This window comes from Thermogutta sp., assembly GCF_039793925.1.
GTDB lineage: Bacteria > Planctomycetota > Planctomycetia > Pirellulales > Thermoguttaceae > Thermogutta.
Window position 1 is genome coordinate 1 of record NZ_JBAMME010000226.1, and the last position, 16,137, is coordinate 16,137.

Genomic DNA, 16,137 nt, shown 5'->3' on the forward strand with positions numbered 1-16,137 from the left:
CATCGGAGCCGATGAATGGATTGAACAATATCCGTTTCGAAAAAGCAATTGAAGTAGTTGCTATACTCGCTTGATTACCTTAGCAATTGAAAGATGGTTACCCATGAACACATGTTTGGTTCGCATACTGATTATTTCCTTTTGCACATTCTTGCGGCAGGAAAGGTTATGCGTGCTTTTTACCTTATTGTTTAGCTTCATCCTGTGCGGACCATATTCTGCGCAGGCCGATGAAACGGGCTTACACCATGTGACAGTATTTACATCTGGGGAAGCTGGGTACCACACGATCAGGATTCCCGCCCTAGAAGTGGCTCCCGACGGTACGCTCCTGGCTTTTGCGGAAGGCCGTCGGAACAGCATTGCGGACCCGGGTGAGCCCGGTCAGGAGATTGACTTGCTATTAAAAACCAGTCGTGACGGTGGCCGCACATGGTCGCCCGTGCGGGTGGTAGAACACGCTGGTCCGCAGTGGTCCTCAGCCAATCCTGCCACGGTAGTGGACAAAACCACGGGGCGCATCTGGATTTTTTACATTCGCTGTGCGCCGGGAGCGAATACACACAGTGCCCGCCCAGGTTCACGCGACGTTCTCAACCTCGTGCGATTTAGCGACGACAACGGGAAACACTGGTCGGAGCCCGTCGATTTGACCCCGATTGCCCGAGATATGGCGGACAAGGAATGGGGCATCAGCGTACCGGGACCGGGAGGCGGAGTTCAAATATCTTCAGGAAGGCTCGTCATTCCGATGTGGCGTTACCGGCCCTTCCGGGATTTCGTTGTATTCAGCGACGACCATGGGACAACCTGGCAAAGGGGCGCGTTTGTGCCCGGTGACTCTGGCCTGGACGAGTGTCAGCTCGTGGAACTGGTAGACGGGAGACTTGCCCTGGACATGCGGCAGGAGAACGGGCCCCATCGTTGGATCAGTTTCAGTCGGGACGGTGGCCAAACGTGGTCCGAGCCTCGGCCCGGACAGCAGGTCACTCCCGTGTGCTGTGCCGTAGAAAGGTGGACGTCGGTGAAGAGGAGCGACGATCGCAATCGCATTGCATGGACGGGTCCACGTGGTCCCGGGCGGAATAACCTCACGCTCTGGATTAGCTATGACGAACTGGGGACGTTTCAAAATCCCCGCCTGATAAGCGAGGGCCCAGGGGCTTATTCCGACCTGGCGGTCCTCACCGATAAGAGCCTCGGTATCTTATGGGAAAAGGCGTACCGGGAAATCGTTTTCACCGCGGTACCCCTGTCTTGGGCGGAGCCCCGCTAAGCCATATGGGCGCGGTGACTGATATTGATATAGAGAACTTCGCTAGAACACAATGAGTGACGTGTAAAACGCACTCACGATGGGAGTATTTCTGTGCCCACTGTGGTTCGCCACTGACATGAGAGGATTACAGCTCAGGTGAACGGGTTCCCACTGACCGGGAGGGTTGATCATGAATGACGTTCGCAAGACAGACCGACGATGTTTTCTTGCCCGAGGGCTGGCAGGCGCGGCTGGTTTGGGGTTGGCTTATACGAGCATCGAGGAGGATATCCTTCGCGCGGCCGTAGCGGAAGGAAAGGCGCAACCCGCCTCAGCCACAGAGATCGTTCCACCGCCGACGCGACGGCCGGCGGAACCACTGCCCAGCCCTCTTCCCACCGGGAAAATCGGCAACGTCACAATCAGTCGCCTGATTATCGGAGGGAATCTAATCGGCGGTTGGGCCCACAGTCGCGACCTCATTTACGTGTCCCGGCTTTTCCGCGAATACAACACCGAAGCCAAGGTCTTCGAGACCCTGGATCTTGCCATGGCCTGCGGAATCAACACGATCCAACTTGACCCGGCCTGCTGGGATGTGATTGCCAAATACAATCGGCACCGCAATCCTCCGATTCAAACGATCGTGTGCGTTCCCGTCATACAAGACCGTGCCGAAATGAAACGTGTCATCGAGCAGCAGGTTGAGCGCGGGGCTACCTGCATTTACTCGCACGGCGGATCGACGGATTCCCATTTCATGAACGGCGGTGGTCTTGATGCTCTTGCCCAAATGCTCGACTTGATCCATGAAACAGGCCGTCCAGCGGGAATTGGCTGTCACTCGCTGGAGGTGGTTAAGGCATGCGAGAAAGAAAAACTACCTGTCGACTTTTACATGAAAACATTTCATTCGGATCGCTACTGGTCAGCGACGCCGCAGGAAAGGCGTCAAGAATTTGACTGGATGCGGGGCAATCCCAGCGACCATAACGCAAACAACGACAACATGTGGTGCAATAATCCAGAAGAGACAGCCACGTTCATGAAAACAGTGCAGAAACCCTGGCTGGCCTTCAAAGTGCTCGCTGCCGGGGCTATCCATCCGCAGCAGGGTTTTGCCTATGCCTTTCGCAACGGGGCCGATTTCATCGTGGTGGGAATGTTCGATTTTCAGGTGGAGATGGACGTGCGTTTGGCAATCGAGGCCATCAGCAAGGTGGGACAACGAGAGCGAGCTTGGCATGCGTGATGTGATGCGGTGCCAAAACTAGCTCTCCGTTTGGATGCAGACCGATGAACGTTCGGGGGTCAACCACCCTTGGCAGGCGGTTGTCAAACCGGTTAATATTGGAAGCGCCCGGGAGTTGAGGGGAACACTGCCCGGCAAGGACGAAGATGAGTCCTGACACATCTGGTACGTCGGGCTCACTTGTTGACCGCATGACGAGTTTTGGCCCACAGCGACTCGGAGGGGTCCATGAGCGATTACTCTAAACTTTACGATGCGATCGTCACCGGAGATCATCGAACGGCGGTGGAGGTAACGAAGGCCGCTCTGGAGGCCAATGTTGATCCTTCGGAGCTGATCTCCAAATACATGATCCCGGCAATGAACGAAGTAGGGCAGCGGTTTGCCTGCAACGAATACTTTGTCCCCGAGCTTCTCATTGCCGCCCGGGCTATGAAAGCGGCCTTGGAGCTCATCACCCCAAAACTAGCAGAAACGGGTGCCAAACGTATTGGTCGGGTGGTGATTGGAACGGTGAAAGGCGACCTTCACGACATTGGGAAGAACCTAGTGGCCTCCATGCTGGAAGGGGCCGGATTCGAAGTCGTGGACCTAGGGGTGGATGTGCCTCCTGAAAAGTTCGTGCAGGCTGCCCAGGAAAAGCCGGGCACGATTGTTGCAATGTCAGCCCTTCTCACCACCACCATGCTTAACATGAAAAACGTGATCGAGGCTCTTCAGCACAGTGGCCTGCGGGATAAGGTACGTGTGATGGTCGGCGGCGCTCCCATCACTCCCCAATTCGCGCAGCAGATCGGCGCCGACGGCTATGGTGAGAACGCTACCGAGGCCGTCGATGTCGCCCGAAAGCTCGCCGCTGAACTGGGGTCTGTTGCCGCTAGCACCAATTGATACCTGCCGACCAACGGTCTCTATGTGGCCAGCCGCTCGGCCTCTACGACTACGCGAAAGGGCTTCCAGCGGTTATGGTGGCGAAAAGTGCGAACCAGGCCGCTGGGCTTTTTGGTGCCCTCCGAAAACATGGAGGGCAAGGATTGGCGAACTCCCGTTTGCATCGGAGCTAAACCATGACGGGCGGGACGACCGCTGAGCCGTCCGGTTTAAGTTTTCGGCAACTGCTGGAAAGCGGTGGTTTTCCTCTCGGGATAGAGATCGTCTCCACGCGAGGAATTCCATCCAATCCAGATGAGGCGCCGCCTGTCATTTTAGCCCGGGAACTGCTTTCCCATCCTCGTGTCGGATGGATTTCGATCACCGATAATCCCGGCGGCAATCCAATGTTACCGGCGGATTGGATTGCCCAATTCCTGCCCAACCATCGAGACCGGATCGTCATCCACGTGACATGCAAGGACGCTAACCGCGCAGGTCTGGAAAGCCTCGCCTGGCGCCTGGCGGCCGAAGGACTCCGAAACGTGCTGGCACTTACGGGCGATTACCCCACCACGGGTTTCGGTGGCAAACCCCAGGGAGTGTTCGATCTGGACTCTGTCGGTTTAATCGCCCTACTGAAGGCAATGAATGAAGGGCTTATTGTCACGACTCGCCCGGGTAGACGTGACGCTCTTTCTCCAACACGATTCTACATCGGTTGTGCCGTTTCTCCCTTCAAGCGTTATGAACGTGAGTTGGTTCCACAATACTTCAAACTCGTGCGGAAAATCGCGACCGGGGCGGAATGGGTGATCACGCAACTCGGCTACGATATGCGGAAATACCATGAAGTGAAACTCTTCCTCCAGGCAAGGGGGATTTCGGGCGTCCCAGTCATCGGTAATGTGTACCTTCTCACTAAGACGGTCGCCAGACTTTTCCACGAGCGCCAACTTCCGGGATGTGTGGTCACAGACGAGCTATGGGAACTCTGCCAAAAGTACGCTTCCGGTCCTGATCGGGGAAAGAGATTTTTCGCCGAGCTGGCCGCCAAACAACTTGCTGTGCTCCGCGGCCTGGGTTTCGCCGCGGGTTACCTTGGGGGAATCCACAAGCTGGAGTCTTTGGAGGAGGTTCTTCGCCATTTGGACTCTTTCGCTCCCGACGATTGGCGACAATTTTTAAAAGAAATTCGATTCTCGTTTCCTGACGAATTCTTCTTTTTTGAGCACGATCCCGAGACGGGGTTGAGCGAACCCGACAAAATCAATCGGGAATATCTTGAATCCCTGAAAAAACCGAGATGTTCCCGGTACGTCACGTGGGGATACCGCCTTTCCCGTTTGGTCCATCGAATTGCTTTTACAAGGGGCAAGGGGTTGTGGAATCTCGCGCAGAAACTCTACCAACGCTGGGCTGGCAAACCGCAGCCACCCGCTTCGGCTCGCCTTCTCTATGGTCTGGAAAAATTTTCCAAGTTCATGATGTATGGTTGTCAGGATTGTGGGGACTGCAGTTTACCGGATTGTGCCTACGTCTGCCCAAAACGCTGGTGCTCCAAGTGCAGCCGGAATGGGCCATGCGGGGGCTCCATGGATGGTCAATGCGAGCTTCGGGATAAGGAATGCCTGTGGGCCATCGTCTATGAACGATTGAAAGCCTACGGAGAATCCGAAGAAATGCTCGCCGGGCCGCCGGTTTTATACAATGCAGAATTGGCTCACACTTCGTCCTGGGCAAACACCTATCTCAATCGCGACCATCACCGAACGGCTGAGAAAAGGGATCTCGGTCAAGATACTCTAGGTGGGGCAAACACGCATGGTCAATAAGCGTTCGCATCAAAGTTCCAATCCAGCCAAAAGCCGCAGGCACCAGGCCGAGACATCGCAACACTTTTCGGAAATCCTTACACCCGGCAATTTCCGGCAAATATCATTGGGTTGGTCCAAGCCTGTCGTCCAACTCGTCTTGGACTATCTGTGCCAGATCAACCCTCCGACTGACTGTGATAGCCTATGGGACCTTTCTCAACTGGCTATTGTCTTGCCGACGAGTTGGGCAGTTCGACGCCTCTTGGCCCAACTCGCTGAAAAAGCCCGAAGTCATGGCGTGGTCCTGCTTCCGCCAGACGTCATGACCGTAGGACAGCTCCCTGAACGCCTTTACTCCAGCGAAAAACCTCTTGCCAACGAGCCCACTTGCCTGCTCGGGTGGTGCATCGCGCTGCAAGAACTGGCATATCGAGATGAATCGGCCCTGCGCCGGCTTTTCCCTCATTGGACCCCCTCCCCGGAGCGCCAGCGGTGGCTTACGCTAGCTCAATCCCTCGCTCAGTTGAGGTACGACCTGAATGGTGGAGGATTCTCATTTCATGACGTCCTGCAAATTGCAATTCAACACGACTCTCAGTTTCCCGATCGCGGTAGATGGGAGACGCTCGCTTTACTGGAAAGGCTGTACCTCGAAACACTCGACCGGGAAGGCCTTTGCGACGTGGCGGCCGCACGTTTCGAAGCGCGTTCTCGTAATTCTTGCTGCCTTGACCGGGAGACCCTCCTTGTCGGACTTGTGGACCTCCCCCCCATTGTACGCCAGCTTTTGGGTCAGGTGCGAAACCAAATCACGGTTTTGACAGTGGCTCCTAGGGAGTTCTCCGATCGTTTTGACGCGCTTGGCTGTTTGATCCCGGAATGCTGGCAGGAGCTCTCCCAATGTGTTCCCGATGATCGAATCACGCTCTGTCAACAGCCGGCGGACCAGGCGTACGCTGTGGTTCGGTTTTTGTCCCATTTGAATGAGCGATATGGGATCGAAGATATCACGGTGGGAGCGCCCGACGAGTCGCTTGTCCCCTTGATTGTGGATGCTCTCGAGCACCACGGGTTACCCGCTCGGTACGGTCCTGGCCGTCCCGTAATTCGCACTTCCGTATGGGCACTCCTCGAAGCGCTGAGTGGTTTTCTGGAGCAAAAAACTGCCGAAGCGTTCGGTTCGCTTCTCCGACACCCGACGGCAGAACGGTGGCTGGCTCGCCAAATCGGCAGAAAGATTGATCTCCTCACCGAGTACGATACCTGGTGTAGCCAGCGGCTCCCGCTTCTCATGGACGAGCACGATATGGAACGGGAAAAAAACTCCGTCAAAGAAGCATGGCAATATCTCTGGCAGCGTTTCCCGCCCCACACCTGGACTTGTGTTCAACCGATCTCAGAGTGTGCGGAACGGCTCCGCGACATTCTCCTCGAATTCTATGGGCCTGTGCTGGATACCGCACGCCAGCCGGCCGAAAGCAATTCCGAAGCAAAGGCAGAGACCCTCGAAGTCTGTGGCACCATCGTGGAAACCCTTGGGGAGTGGCTGCAGGTACCCGAGAGAGTACAAAGTGCACTGGGATGGCAGACCACGCCCGGCGAGTTGCTGCGGTGGGTTCGGTCCCATCTGGCCAGTACTCGTATCCCGGCACCATGGAACGGACCTTCGCTGGAGATTATGGGATGGCTTGATGTAGCCTGGGATGATGCTCCGGTGACTGTTTTGACCAGCATCAATGAGGGCTTTGTTCCCTCGACCACGCAGGGCGAGATGTTTTTGACGGCCGAACTGAGGGAGTGGTTGCAACTGGAGCCAAGTGCCCGGCGTATCGCCCGAGATGCTTACCTGCTTAGCCTAATCACTTCCAGTCGCGAGGAATTCCATATTGTCGTGGGCCGGCAGGACACGGAAGGGAATCCGCTTTTTCCGAGCCGGTTTCTCTTTTCTTGCGATGACAAGAGGATGGTGAAACGGGTATCACGCTTCTTCGCCGGTGTGGAGGGTCCGCCACGTCGACCACCGCGATGGCACAAACATTCCACGAATCGCGATGCACTCGCACCTCCTGCACCGACTGTGATGGTGGCCTTTTCGGAAATCCGTGTGACTCAGTTTCGTGATTATCTTGCCTGTCCCTACCGGTTTTATTTGCGGCATGTGCTTCAGTTGGGGACGCTCTCTGACGACGTGGAGGAGTTGGATCCACTCAGCTTCGGAAGCCTGGCTCACAGGGTGCTTTGTCAATTCGCCCGATCTAAATACCGAATCAGCACCAATCCCGACGAAATCGCTGAGTTCCTCATACGCGCATTGGATCATACGATTGAGAAAATCCTAGCGCACACTCCCCGGCCTTCCGTACCACTTCAGCTCGAGCAGCTCCGCGAGCGATTCCGGGCTTTTGCGAGTTTTCAGGCCTCCCATGCGCAGGAATGGGAGATCCTCCACTCCGAGTACACGCCCGCCCAAAAGGTTACGTTAGTTGTCGATGGTGAACCCGTGACCCTCATCGGCCGAATCGATCGCATCGATCGCCGGCGAGATGGTTCGGAATTCCTGATCATCGATTACAAAATCAGTGAAGATCCAGCGCCGCCAGAAAAAACTCACCGCCGGCGTCAAGAAAGCGTGGTCAAGTGGGTTGACTTGCAACTGCCGCTCTATCGCCATCTGGCCAAATCGGTCATCAGGTGCACACCAGTCAAATTAGGTTACATCATTCTTCCCAAGGACATCCAGCAAACCGGCCTCTACCAAGCACCTTGGAGCGATGAAGAACTGGCGGACGCGGATGCCACAGCGGAAGAAGTCATCCGGAGTATTCGGCAGGGAATCTTCTGGCCACCGAACAAGGATGCTGAGGGGCAGTTTCCGGATCTCTTCCCCATTCTCCCCTGAATTCCCTTGCTCGTCTACGAAGCGAATGTCGTGGACGTCCACGGTCGCAATTGGCCGCCGTCCGTGTTCCGGCCTATACTAAAAAAGGGGTAGGAAGGGGAAATTGTTCAACTCGCCCTAATAGCTATTCTGAAGGGTGACTGCAGGATGAAGAACATTCGCCACATTCTGACAACCCGGAGGCTTGTCTCTGGCATTCTCGTCGCCTGGATTGCAGGAGTTACCAGCGTTCCAGCGTTTGCCGACACAATCGTGCTGAACTCAGGCGGTCAAGTAACGGGAGAAGTCCTTGCGGAAGAGACCCCTCACAATGCTGAGGCCGTCCGCATTCGGACAAAGGATAACATTGTTTTGAGTGTTCCGCGCGAAGAGATTGCCGAGATCATTCGGCTAAGCCCAGTGGAAGCCGAATACGAACAGTTAAAGGCTCAGACCCCAGATACCGTGGATGGCCACTTTAAACTGGCCGATTGGTGCCGCGATCATCACCTCCCAGAACAACGTGAGCTGCACCTCCGGCGAATTATTGAGCTGGACCCGGACAATGCTCGGGCAAGGGCGCTTCTCGGTTATCAGAAGGTGGGCAACGAGTGGAAGACCCGCGACGAGATTATGAAGTCGATGGGTTATGTCCTTTACAAAGGCCGATGGATGCTCCCACAGCAAGTGCAGCTCGAGCAGGAAAAGGAACAGCAATCGGCTGTGCAGCGGGAGTGGGCCCAGAAAATCCATCGGCTGCTAACCCGCCTGGAGGCCGACCCGGTGGGTACGGAACACGAGCTCCGCTCCATTAAAGACCCGGCCGCTGTCAAACCGCTGGTGCTTGCAATGAAGGATGAACGACGGGATGCCGTCCGCCTGCTGATGGTGGACGTGCTGGGAGGAATCAGCTCACCAGAGGCCCTTCGGGCACTCGCGGTCATAGCCATCGAAGACCCGGTGGAAGAAATACGACTCCGGGCCCTGGATTTTCTGGCGCCTACCAAATCAGGAGAAGTGGTCTCCTACTTTGTGAGCCGCCTTAAGGACAAAGACAACATAATTGTCAATCGAGCCGGTGAAGCTCTCAAAAAGATGGGCGATCCCTCAGCTATTCCGGCGCTTATTGATGCTTTGATCACACGCCACAAGTTCGTCATTCCAGGTCGGCGGCCGCCCGGCGCTATCGGCGCGGGGTTCAGCAGTTCCAGCACGGGACAGTCGGGCATGACATTCGGTGCTGGTGGTGGCGGTGACAGCACAAAGATTATCGAGCGGGCTATCCCGAATCGGAGCGTGCTCGAAGCACTCGTGGAGCTCAGCGGCGGCAAGAATTTCAGCTTTGATGTTCGTCTTTGGAAACAGTGGTACGCAGAGCAAAAACGCTTGGAAGCAGCGAAGGCCCTGCAGTAGTTTGTCCTCCAGCGCGAGCCCCTCCCCATGGGGGTCTTTTCCGAGAGAGGTTTGCCACCTTTATTCTCGTCGTCAAGCTGTCACGTCTCGTCTTGTCCTGGATACCGCGTGGTCTTCCTAAAGAACTGGCATTGTCCAGATGGCGTGGCATCTATTATGATCGCAGCCGAACGGCTCTCGCTGCTCGACGAGGCTCTCCCCACCGGATGAATTGCGTTGGTCGTTGGCTCACGGAAGAGGAGATCGCGCATTTCTATGAGAATTCTGCTCATAAACCAGCATTTTGCGGTTCCCCGCTTGGCGACCGGTACTTTCCCTTTTGTGCTAGCGTCCGGCCTTGTACGTCGGGGTCATCAGGTCACGGTGTTAACGACTGATCAAGGGGCAGGACGCGCTGGAAGTTACATCACAAACGAAGAAGGCATCGAGGTTCACTGGGCTCGCATCGCCTATTCCAATAAGATGCCCTACTGGCGCCGGATCGTGGCTTTTTTCACATTTGCCGCCTGGTGCATCAGGTACATTCGCCGACTCCCGCGATTCGATTTAGTCTATGCCGCGAGCTCGCCGCTCACCGTGGCTCTACCCGGTGTTTATGCCTCCCGTCGCTGGCGCTGCCCCATGGTTTTTGAGGTGTGTGATCTCTGGCCGGAGGTGCCGATTGCTCTTGGAGCCTTACGGAGCCCTCTGACAATTGCAGCGGCACGCTGGCTGGAACGGTTCGCCTATCGCAATGCCGCCTTCGTGATTGCCCGGTCGCCCATGATGGCTGACGGGGTGGTGGCCACGGGTTATCCGCGGGATCGCGTGCGGGTGGTTCCCAATGCCTGTGACTTTAAGCGATTCGATGTCCCCGCCGAGTGGGGGCGTTCGCTTCGCGAGGAAAACCAATGGCTGGCTGACAGGCCCCTTGTCCTGTATGCCGGCGCGTTCGGGCTGGTCAATGGGTGTTCCTACATCGTTCGGCTGGCGGCGGAAGTACAAAAGAGTCTTCCCGAAGCTCGGTTTCTCTTGCTCGGGCGCGGTCGCGAGGAATCACTCATTCGCGAGTTGGCTGAAAAACTTGGAGTCCTGAATCGGACACTCTCCATCCATCCACCAGTCCCAAAGGATGAAGTGCCGCGGTTTTTCTCGGCCGCCGACATGACAATGTCCACGGTCATTGATGTCCCTGCGCTGCACAAGAACTGTGCCAACAAGTTTTTTGACAGCCTTGCCGCCGGGCGCCCCATTGCCATCAACCATGAAGGCTGGCTGGCGGACTTGATCAGAGAGCATAACTGCGGGCTGGTCCTGCCTGCCAACGATATTTCCAAAGCCGCACAGTTGATGGTCACAGCGCTGAAAGACCGGTCGTGGCTCCGGGAAGCCGGGCGGCGAGCCTATCAACTGGGGCGTAAACGGTTTGACGCTCAAAAGTGTGTGGACGAAGTGGAAGCCACGCTCTACGCTGCCATCGGAGATCACGAACTGAAACATCGCAAAGCGGCTGCTTGAAAAGGATATTGACGCCTATGGCACAAATGCAAATTATCCAGTCATATCAGCGGCAAACCTGGTGCGAGGTCCTCGCTCGCTGTGGCTGGTTTGATGTCTATCATCTCCCCGAGTATTACCTGGCTGTTCGAACGGTAGATGAAGGAACCCCTCTCTTATTGGTGTATGAGGAAGACCCTTACGTTGCAGCACTTCCCATTCTCGTTCGCAGTCTTGAAGGGTTACCCGAGCTGAAGGCCTGTCACTGGCGCGACGGTGCTTCGGCATATGGTTATCCCGGTCTGCTCACGAACTGTCGCCCTGATGCGCCTGGAGCCGAAGCATTTCGCAATAACTGGCAAACAGCCCTCCATCACGTGCTCCTTAGCCTGCGAATCGTCGCTCTGTTTATCCGACAACACCCGCTGCATCCCAGCGAATGGATGTGGCAAGGAATTGCCGCGATCAAACGTTTGGGCCCGACTGTTGTGCTCGACCTCCACCGCAGTGAAGCCGAACAACTCCAGATGATGCGCCACGGCCATCGTAAGGAAATCAAAGAAGGTGCCAAACGAGGGATAACGGTCATCGAAGATGAACTTCTAAATCGAATGCATGAATTCCAAAAACTGTACGAGTTAACGATGCACGCAGTCAACGCCGACGAATATTATTTCTTTCCAAAGTCATATTACGATGCTTTACGTCGTCACCTCAACGGAAGAGTTAAACTATTTTTTGCAGTGCATGAGGAGAGATTGATTGCCGGCTCGCTGTTTTTCCATTGTGGGGACGTGCTCCAGTATCATCTCAGCGGGGCTGATCCCACACTTGGCCGCGAAAGAGCCATGGCGACCAAAATGATCATCGATACCGTGCGACGTTGGGGAACGGCAAATGGCTTTCGCTGGCTACACTTGGGCGGTGGGCTAGGAGCACGGCAGGACTCACTATTCCAATTTAAATCAGGATTTTCTGACTTGCGATGCGACTACTCAGTCATCAATTACATCGTAGAACCAGAAATTTATAACGATCTTGTGCGACGTCGTTTTGGAACCGAAGCGGCCTTGTCCAAAGCCAACGGCTGGTTTCCCGCGTATCGCTGCCCAATTGTAAAAAAGGTTGCTTAGTAATGTAATACTCTCCAAATCGCCAAACCAAAGTAAATTTAGTCGAGTATGAATGCAATGAGTCTAACCAGGGGCTACCAAATAAGCGAATCTGACCAATTAGCAATTTTCGGCGGAACTCCGGTTCGGACGAGCCGTTTTCCTCCTTGGCCGGTCTTTGAAGACGACGAGATTGCAGCCGTGGTTGACGTACTGCGCGGTGGCAGGGTCAACTACTGGACAGGTCAACAGGTTCGCCGGTTTGAAGAGGAATTCGCACAAGCCGTGGGTTGCCGTTACGCCGTGGCGGTTGCCAATGGAACAGTGGCCCTCGAAGCCGCGCTGGAGGCGCTTGGCATTGGCCCCGGCGACGACGTCGTTGTGACCTGCCGGAGCTTCGTCGCTTCCGCCGCTTGCGTGCTCCGGGTGGGAGCACGCCCTATTTTCGCCGATGTGGACCCAGACAGCCAGAACATCACCCGGGAAACCATCGAAGCGGTCCTGACTCCGCGGACCCGGGCGGTCATCTGCGTCCACTTGGCTGGCTGGCCGTGCGACATGGATCCCATTATGGATCTCGCCGACCGGCGGGGATTCTTTGTCGTGGAGGACTGTGCCCAGGCACACGCGGCGCGTTATAAGGGTCAGCCAGTGGGATCCCTCGGGCACATAGCGGCCTTTTCGTTTTGTCAGGACAAGATCCTCACAACAGGTGGGGAAGGGGGGATGGTCACTACAAACGATCCTTTGCTCTGCCGCAAAGTGTGGAGTCTCAAAGACCACGGGAAAGATTTCGACAGGGCACACCAGCCCGCCGACGGCACCTTCCGCTGGTTGCACGATACCCTTGGAACTAACTGGCGGATGACAGAGATGCAGGGGGCGATCGGACGCGTCGCGTTAGGGAAACTCGAACACTGGGTTCGGATGAGACAGGCCAATGCGCAACTTCTGCGGCAGTATTTGCTTTCCATCCCCTCCCTGCGAATTCCTGAACCTCCCCCGTACAACGAGCATAGCTTTTACAAGTTCTACGCGTTTCTTCGAAAGGAACATCTAAGACCAGACTGGAACCGTGAGAGGATCATCGCGGCCATCAACGCGGAAGGGATTCCGTGCGGGTCGGGGGTTTGTCCGGAAATCTACCGGGAGCGACTCTTCCAGGAGAGGGGACTGGCTCCTACTCGTCCCTGCCCGGTGGCGCAACAACTTGGCGACACAAGCCTCATGTTCCTCGTGCATCCCACCCTCGGTGAACGGGAAATGCTGGAGACCGCCATGGCCGTGGAAAAGGTCCTCCGTGCTGCCACAGAATGGTGAGCCTTTCAGACCAACTCATGGTTCAGGGAGCCGGTCGCCGTGCACCACGCCAAATCGCCACTCGCTTCATTTCCCCTTGAAATTTAGGAGTGGTGGAAGGAACAATCGGACTACCTGTGTCGGCCCCGATCTGCATTGAATCATTGGGATCGGTGAGGATAAAGTCGGGCAGCAGACGCCGCCCAGCTAATTTGCCGCCTATATAAAGCTCGGCGGCATGCTGGGGCGTGATGACACCCGTCACTGTCTGCCATCCCTCCACCGATTCATCTGTCTCAACAGAAAAGGCTTTATTATTAATCACCACTGTCCAAACTGGGTGTCCCTGACGGAGCCAGAGGGCGTAGCCGTGCGACTGTCCCCCGCGCGCCACGAGAACCCCATCAGGTTTCTCAGCGTGAAAAGTCACTTCCACGGTCCAGGACATTCCTGCGGGATTGAGACTCGCTGATTTGGGGACCTCGATATAGGAATTCCCGTCGAAGACGCAAACGGCACCGTGGCCCGGTAAAGAGGTCACTATAGTCCCATGGTTAACGGCGTGATTGCCACGTGGGGATTGATCCTGGATCTTGCCTCCCGAAGAATATTCATCAAAACGATAATCGAGGCAGATTTCTGGGGGTGCATTGGGATCAGGAGGTGTTCCTCCCCACCAATCGGGACGGTCCACATATTCGGGTACGCGGTACCCCAATTCTTGCTGCAAACGCTTCAATTCCGCTTCCAGTTCGGCACGCAAGTTTGCAGCCGACGGTTCATGGTAGAGGTTCTTCGTTTCGTAGGGATCGCTCTTCAAATCAAATAACTCCGTCCAATCCTCGTGTCCGGGATACGTGATCAACTTGGCGGACTCCGTTCGTACGGCCACAATGTCTGGGACCCGACTGTTTCGCTGCTTTTCCGCGAAGTATTCATACAACCAGGCTTTTCGCCAAGGGATCTGCTTTCCTTCAGCCAGGGGCCGCCAGCTCTGTCCCTGCATCTCCGGGGGTATTGGAACGCCGGCGAAATCGAGAATTGTCGGAGCCAAATCGAGATTCAGGACCATCTCATCCCGCACCAACCCCTTCGGGATCCCTCTCGGGTAGCGAGCCAAAAGAGGAATCCGCAAACTCTCCTCGTAAGCGCTCCGCTTATCCCCGAGACCATGTTCGCCCAAGTAATAGCCGTTATCACTTTGAAAGATGACAATCGTATTGTCGGCAACTCCGCACTCATCCAGTTCCTCAAGAAGCCGACCCACACAGTCGTCTACGGCACTGATGCAACGGAAATAATCCAGATTCACCGGAACCTCCGCAGGTGTGGCCTGGTCGCTGCTCTGTTTTGTGGAATTCTGCATTGGACCAAGGTACGGCGGGCGAACGTCAAAGTTCGGAGTGCGCTTGGCCAGGCATCCGGAAAAACGTTCTTTTGCCCGCTCTGGCGGTGTGAACGGACCGTGAGGAGCCTTAAACCCTAGAACCGCCAGCCATGGGCGGTCATGGCGTGAGTGTTCCCGGATAAATCGCACGACGTACTCCGTCGTGACATCATCCACCCAACCTGTGGTGGCGGTTTCGGTGCCCTGAACCAAGAGCGGGCAATCGAAGTATCGCCCTTGCCCAACAAAACTGGCGAAAAAGTCGAACCCCGGCCGCTCCTGCTGACTGTCCATGTGCCATTTGCCAAAATAGCCTGTCACGTAACCCGCGCGCTGGAGAATCGTGGCATAGGTCACATTTTCCACCGGAAAGGGTCGGAAATTAGAGGCGACACCGTTGAAGTGGTTGTAACGCCCCGTTAGCATCACGGCGCGACTGGGGGCACACAGCGAGTTAACGACAAACGCGTTCCGGAACCGTACCCCTTCGGCCGCAAGGCGATCCATATGGGGAGTTTCGAACCAGGGAAAACGCCCGCGATCACCCAGTTCCTTTTGAACCACGCCAAGCGCATCATACCGTTGATCGTCCGTAATGAGAACTAAGAAATTAGGACGATCTGCAGCGCTTGCTTCCCCGCCCAATCCGGTTTTCAAGCCGCCGCCAATTAAACACAGTACGATCAACAAAAGAAATCTCTTCATAGCAGAGTTCTCCCAGTTGCGGACAGCTCACATTGGCTACTGATCGCCGCCTAGTTTCCAGCACCATAGTTATTGCGTCAATCGGGCCAAGAGCACTCAGCCCGGACCTCGATTACAATCTAAAGTAGGGCTGAAAATCGAAACTTTTTGGCGGCAACGCCGTTTGACAGTATGGCAGACGGATGCGCGCACCGAGAGCAGGCAGGATGTTAAGCTGCTGATCGTGAGCAAAATGGGCAGCTTGAGGATTTTAAAAAGGTCGCGAAGTGCCATGGCAATGAGTCGAATCAATATTCTGTTGGGTGGTCTGATAATCTGTCTGCAAGGGGGATTTCTGGTTTATGCTCAACCCCCCTGGATGATGGGAGGGGGGCCTCCCGGCATGTTTGGTGGGGGCCCTCCAGATATGTTCGGGGGACAGGGCGGCCCACCGGGGATGCCAACACCCCAGCCGCAATCAATCACCGGCAACCCCGAAGTTGACCGACGGGTCTCCTTCTACGAAAACATGATTCGGCAATTGGACACCAATCAGGACGGAACCGTTACCCCGGAGGAACTCAACCAATCCCGGATGGGCAGTTTTCTCAGCTCGCGTCTGTCGGAGAGGTTCGGAATTGACGTCTCGCGCAGTTTTCGCATCGACGACGTCCGGCAAAAAGTCATCGAT

The 16,137-nt window shown here is 55.7% G+C and carries 11 protein-coding genes; 10 read left to right on the forward strand and 1 reads right to left on the reverse strand.

Going from position 1 to position 16,137, the window contains the following annotated elements; all coding sequences use genetic code 11:
- Positions 1-172 precede the first annotated feature (172 nt).
- The 9 genes from ABJK56_RS09530 (at position 173) to ABJK56_RS09570 (ending at position 13,396) form a co-directional block, all read left to right on the forward strand.
- Positions 173-1,276 (forward strand): sialidase family protein, encoded by a 1,104-nt coding sequence (locus ABJK56_RS09530; protein WP_347244434.1) that lies wholly within the window; start codon positions 173-175, stop codon positions 1,274-1,276.
- Positions 1,277-1,448: 172 nt separating this feature from the next.
- Positions 1,449-2,510, forward strand: coding sequence for a hypothetical protein (locus ABJK56_RS09535; protein WP_347244435.1), 1,062 nt, complete (start codon positions 1,449-1,451; stop codon positions 2,508-2,510).
- Between the two features lie 228 nt (positions 2,511-2,738).
- Positions 2,739-3,401, forward strand: coding sequence for a corrinoid protein (locus ABJK56_RS09540; RefSeq protein ID WP_347244436.1), 663 nt, complete (start codon positions 2,739-2,741; stop codon positions 3,399-3,401).
- A 176-nt stretch (positions 3,402-3,577) separates the two neighbouring features.
- Entirely contained in the window at positions 3,578-5,215 is a 1,638-nt protein-coding gene (locus ABJK56_RS09545; protein WP_347244437.1) for a methylenetetrahydrofolate reductase C-terminal domain-containing protein, read from the forward strand.
- Positions 5,205-8,096, forward strand: coding sequence for a PD-(D/E)XK nuclease family protein (locus ABJK56_RS09550; RefSeq protein ID WP_347244438.1), 2,892 nt, complete (start codon positions 5,205-5,207; stop codon positions 8,094-8,096). The genes ABJK56_RS09545 and ABJK56_RS09550 overlap by 11 nt, the downstream gene beginning before the upstream one ends.
- 147 nt (positions 8,097-8,243) lie before the next feature.
- Positions 8,244-9,488 carry a HEAT repeat domain-containing protein gene (locus tag ABJK56_RS09555; protein WP_347244439.1) on the forward strand — a complete coding sequence of 415 codons (1,245 nt, stop codon included), beginning with the start codon at positions 8,244-8,246 and terminating at the stop codon, positions 9,486-9,488.
- Between the two features lie 255 nt (positions 9,489-9,743).
- Complete coding sequence (locus ABJK56_RS09560; RefSeq protein ID WP_347244440.1) at positions 9,744-10,985, forward strand: glycosyltransferase family 4 protein; 1,242 nt, start codon at positions 9,744-9,746, stop codon at positions 10,983-10,985.
- Positions 10,986-11,002: 17 nt separating this feature from the next.
- On the forward strand, positions 11,003-12,097 hold the full coding sequence (locus ABJK56_RS09565; protein ID WP_347244441.1) for a GNAT family N-acetyltransferase: 1,095 nt from the start codon (positions 11,003-11,005) through the stop codon (positions 12,095-12,097).
- A 57-nt stretch (positions 12,098-12,154) separates the two neighbouring features.
- The gene (locus tag ABJK56_RS09570; protein ID WP_347244442.1) at positions 12,155-13,396 is read left to right on the forward strand and encodes a DegT/DnrJ/EryC1/StrS aminotransferase family protein; all 1,242 of its coding nucleotides are present in this window, start codon (positions 12,155-12,157) and stop codon (positions 13,394-13,396) included.
- Between the two features lie 22 nt (positions 13,397-13,418).
- On the opposite strand, the gene ABJK56_RS09575 is transcribed toward ABJK56_RS09570, so the two are convergent.
- Positions 13,419-15,467 (reverse strand): sulfatase-like hydrolase/transferase, encoded by a 2,049-nt coding sequence (locus ABJK56_RS09575; RefSeq protein ID WP_347244443.1) that lies wholly within the window; start codon positions 15,465-15,467, stop codon positions 13,419-13,421.
- 271 nt (positions 15,468-15,738) lie between these two features.
- Between ABJK56_RS09575 and ABJK56_RS09580 the strand changes: the two genes are divergently transcribed.
- The coding region (locus ABJK56_RS09580) for a hypothetical protein (RefSeq protein WP_347244444.1) at positions 15,739-16,137 on the forward strand (399 nt) is incomplete at its 3' end.

What these genes read in the sequence shown, in the direction of transcription:
- ABJK56_RS09575 (WP_347244443.1), bottom strand. Translation starts at nt 15,467, where the DNA reads ATGAAGAGATTTCTTTTGTTGATCGTACTGTGTTTAATTGGCGGCGGC.
- ABJK56_RS09535 (WP_347244435.1), top strand. Translation starts at nt 1,449, where the DNA reads ATGAATGACGTTCGCAAGACAGACCGACGATGTTTTCTTGCCCGAGGG.
- ABJK56_RS09570 (WP_347244442.1), top strand. Translation starts at nt 12,155, where the DNA reads ATGAGTCTAACCAGGGGCTACCAAATAAGCGAATCTGACCAATTAGCA.
- ABJK56_RS09550 (WP_347244438.1), top strand. Translation starts at nt 5,205, where the DNA reads ATGGTCAATAAGCGTTCGCATCAAAGTTCCAATCCAGCCAAAAGCCGC.
- ABJK56_RS09540 (WP_347244436.1), top strand. Translation starts at nt 2,739, where the DNA reads ATGAGCGATTACTCTAAACTTTACGATGCGATCGTCACCGGAGATCAT.
- ABJK56_RS09545 (WP_347244437.1), top strand. Translation starts at nt 3,578, where the DNA reads ATGACGGGCGGGACGACCGCTGAGCCGTCCGGTTTAAGTTTTCGGCAA.
- ABJK56_RS09560 (WP_347244440.1), top strand. Translation starts at nt 9,744, where the DNA reads ATGAGAATTCTGCTCATAAACCAGCATTTTGCGGTTCCCCGCTTGGCG.
- ABJK56_RS09555 (WP_347244439.1), top strand. Translation starts at nt 8,244, where the DNA reads ATGAAGAACATTCGCCACATTCTGACAACCCGGAGGCTTGTCTCTGGC.
- ABJK56_RS09565 (WP_347244441.1), top strand. Translation starts at nt 11,003, where the DNA reads ATGGCACAAATGCAAATTATCCAGTCATATCAGCGGCAAACCTGGTGC.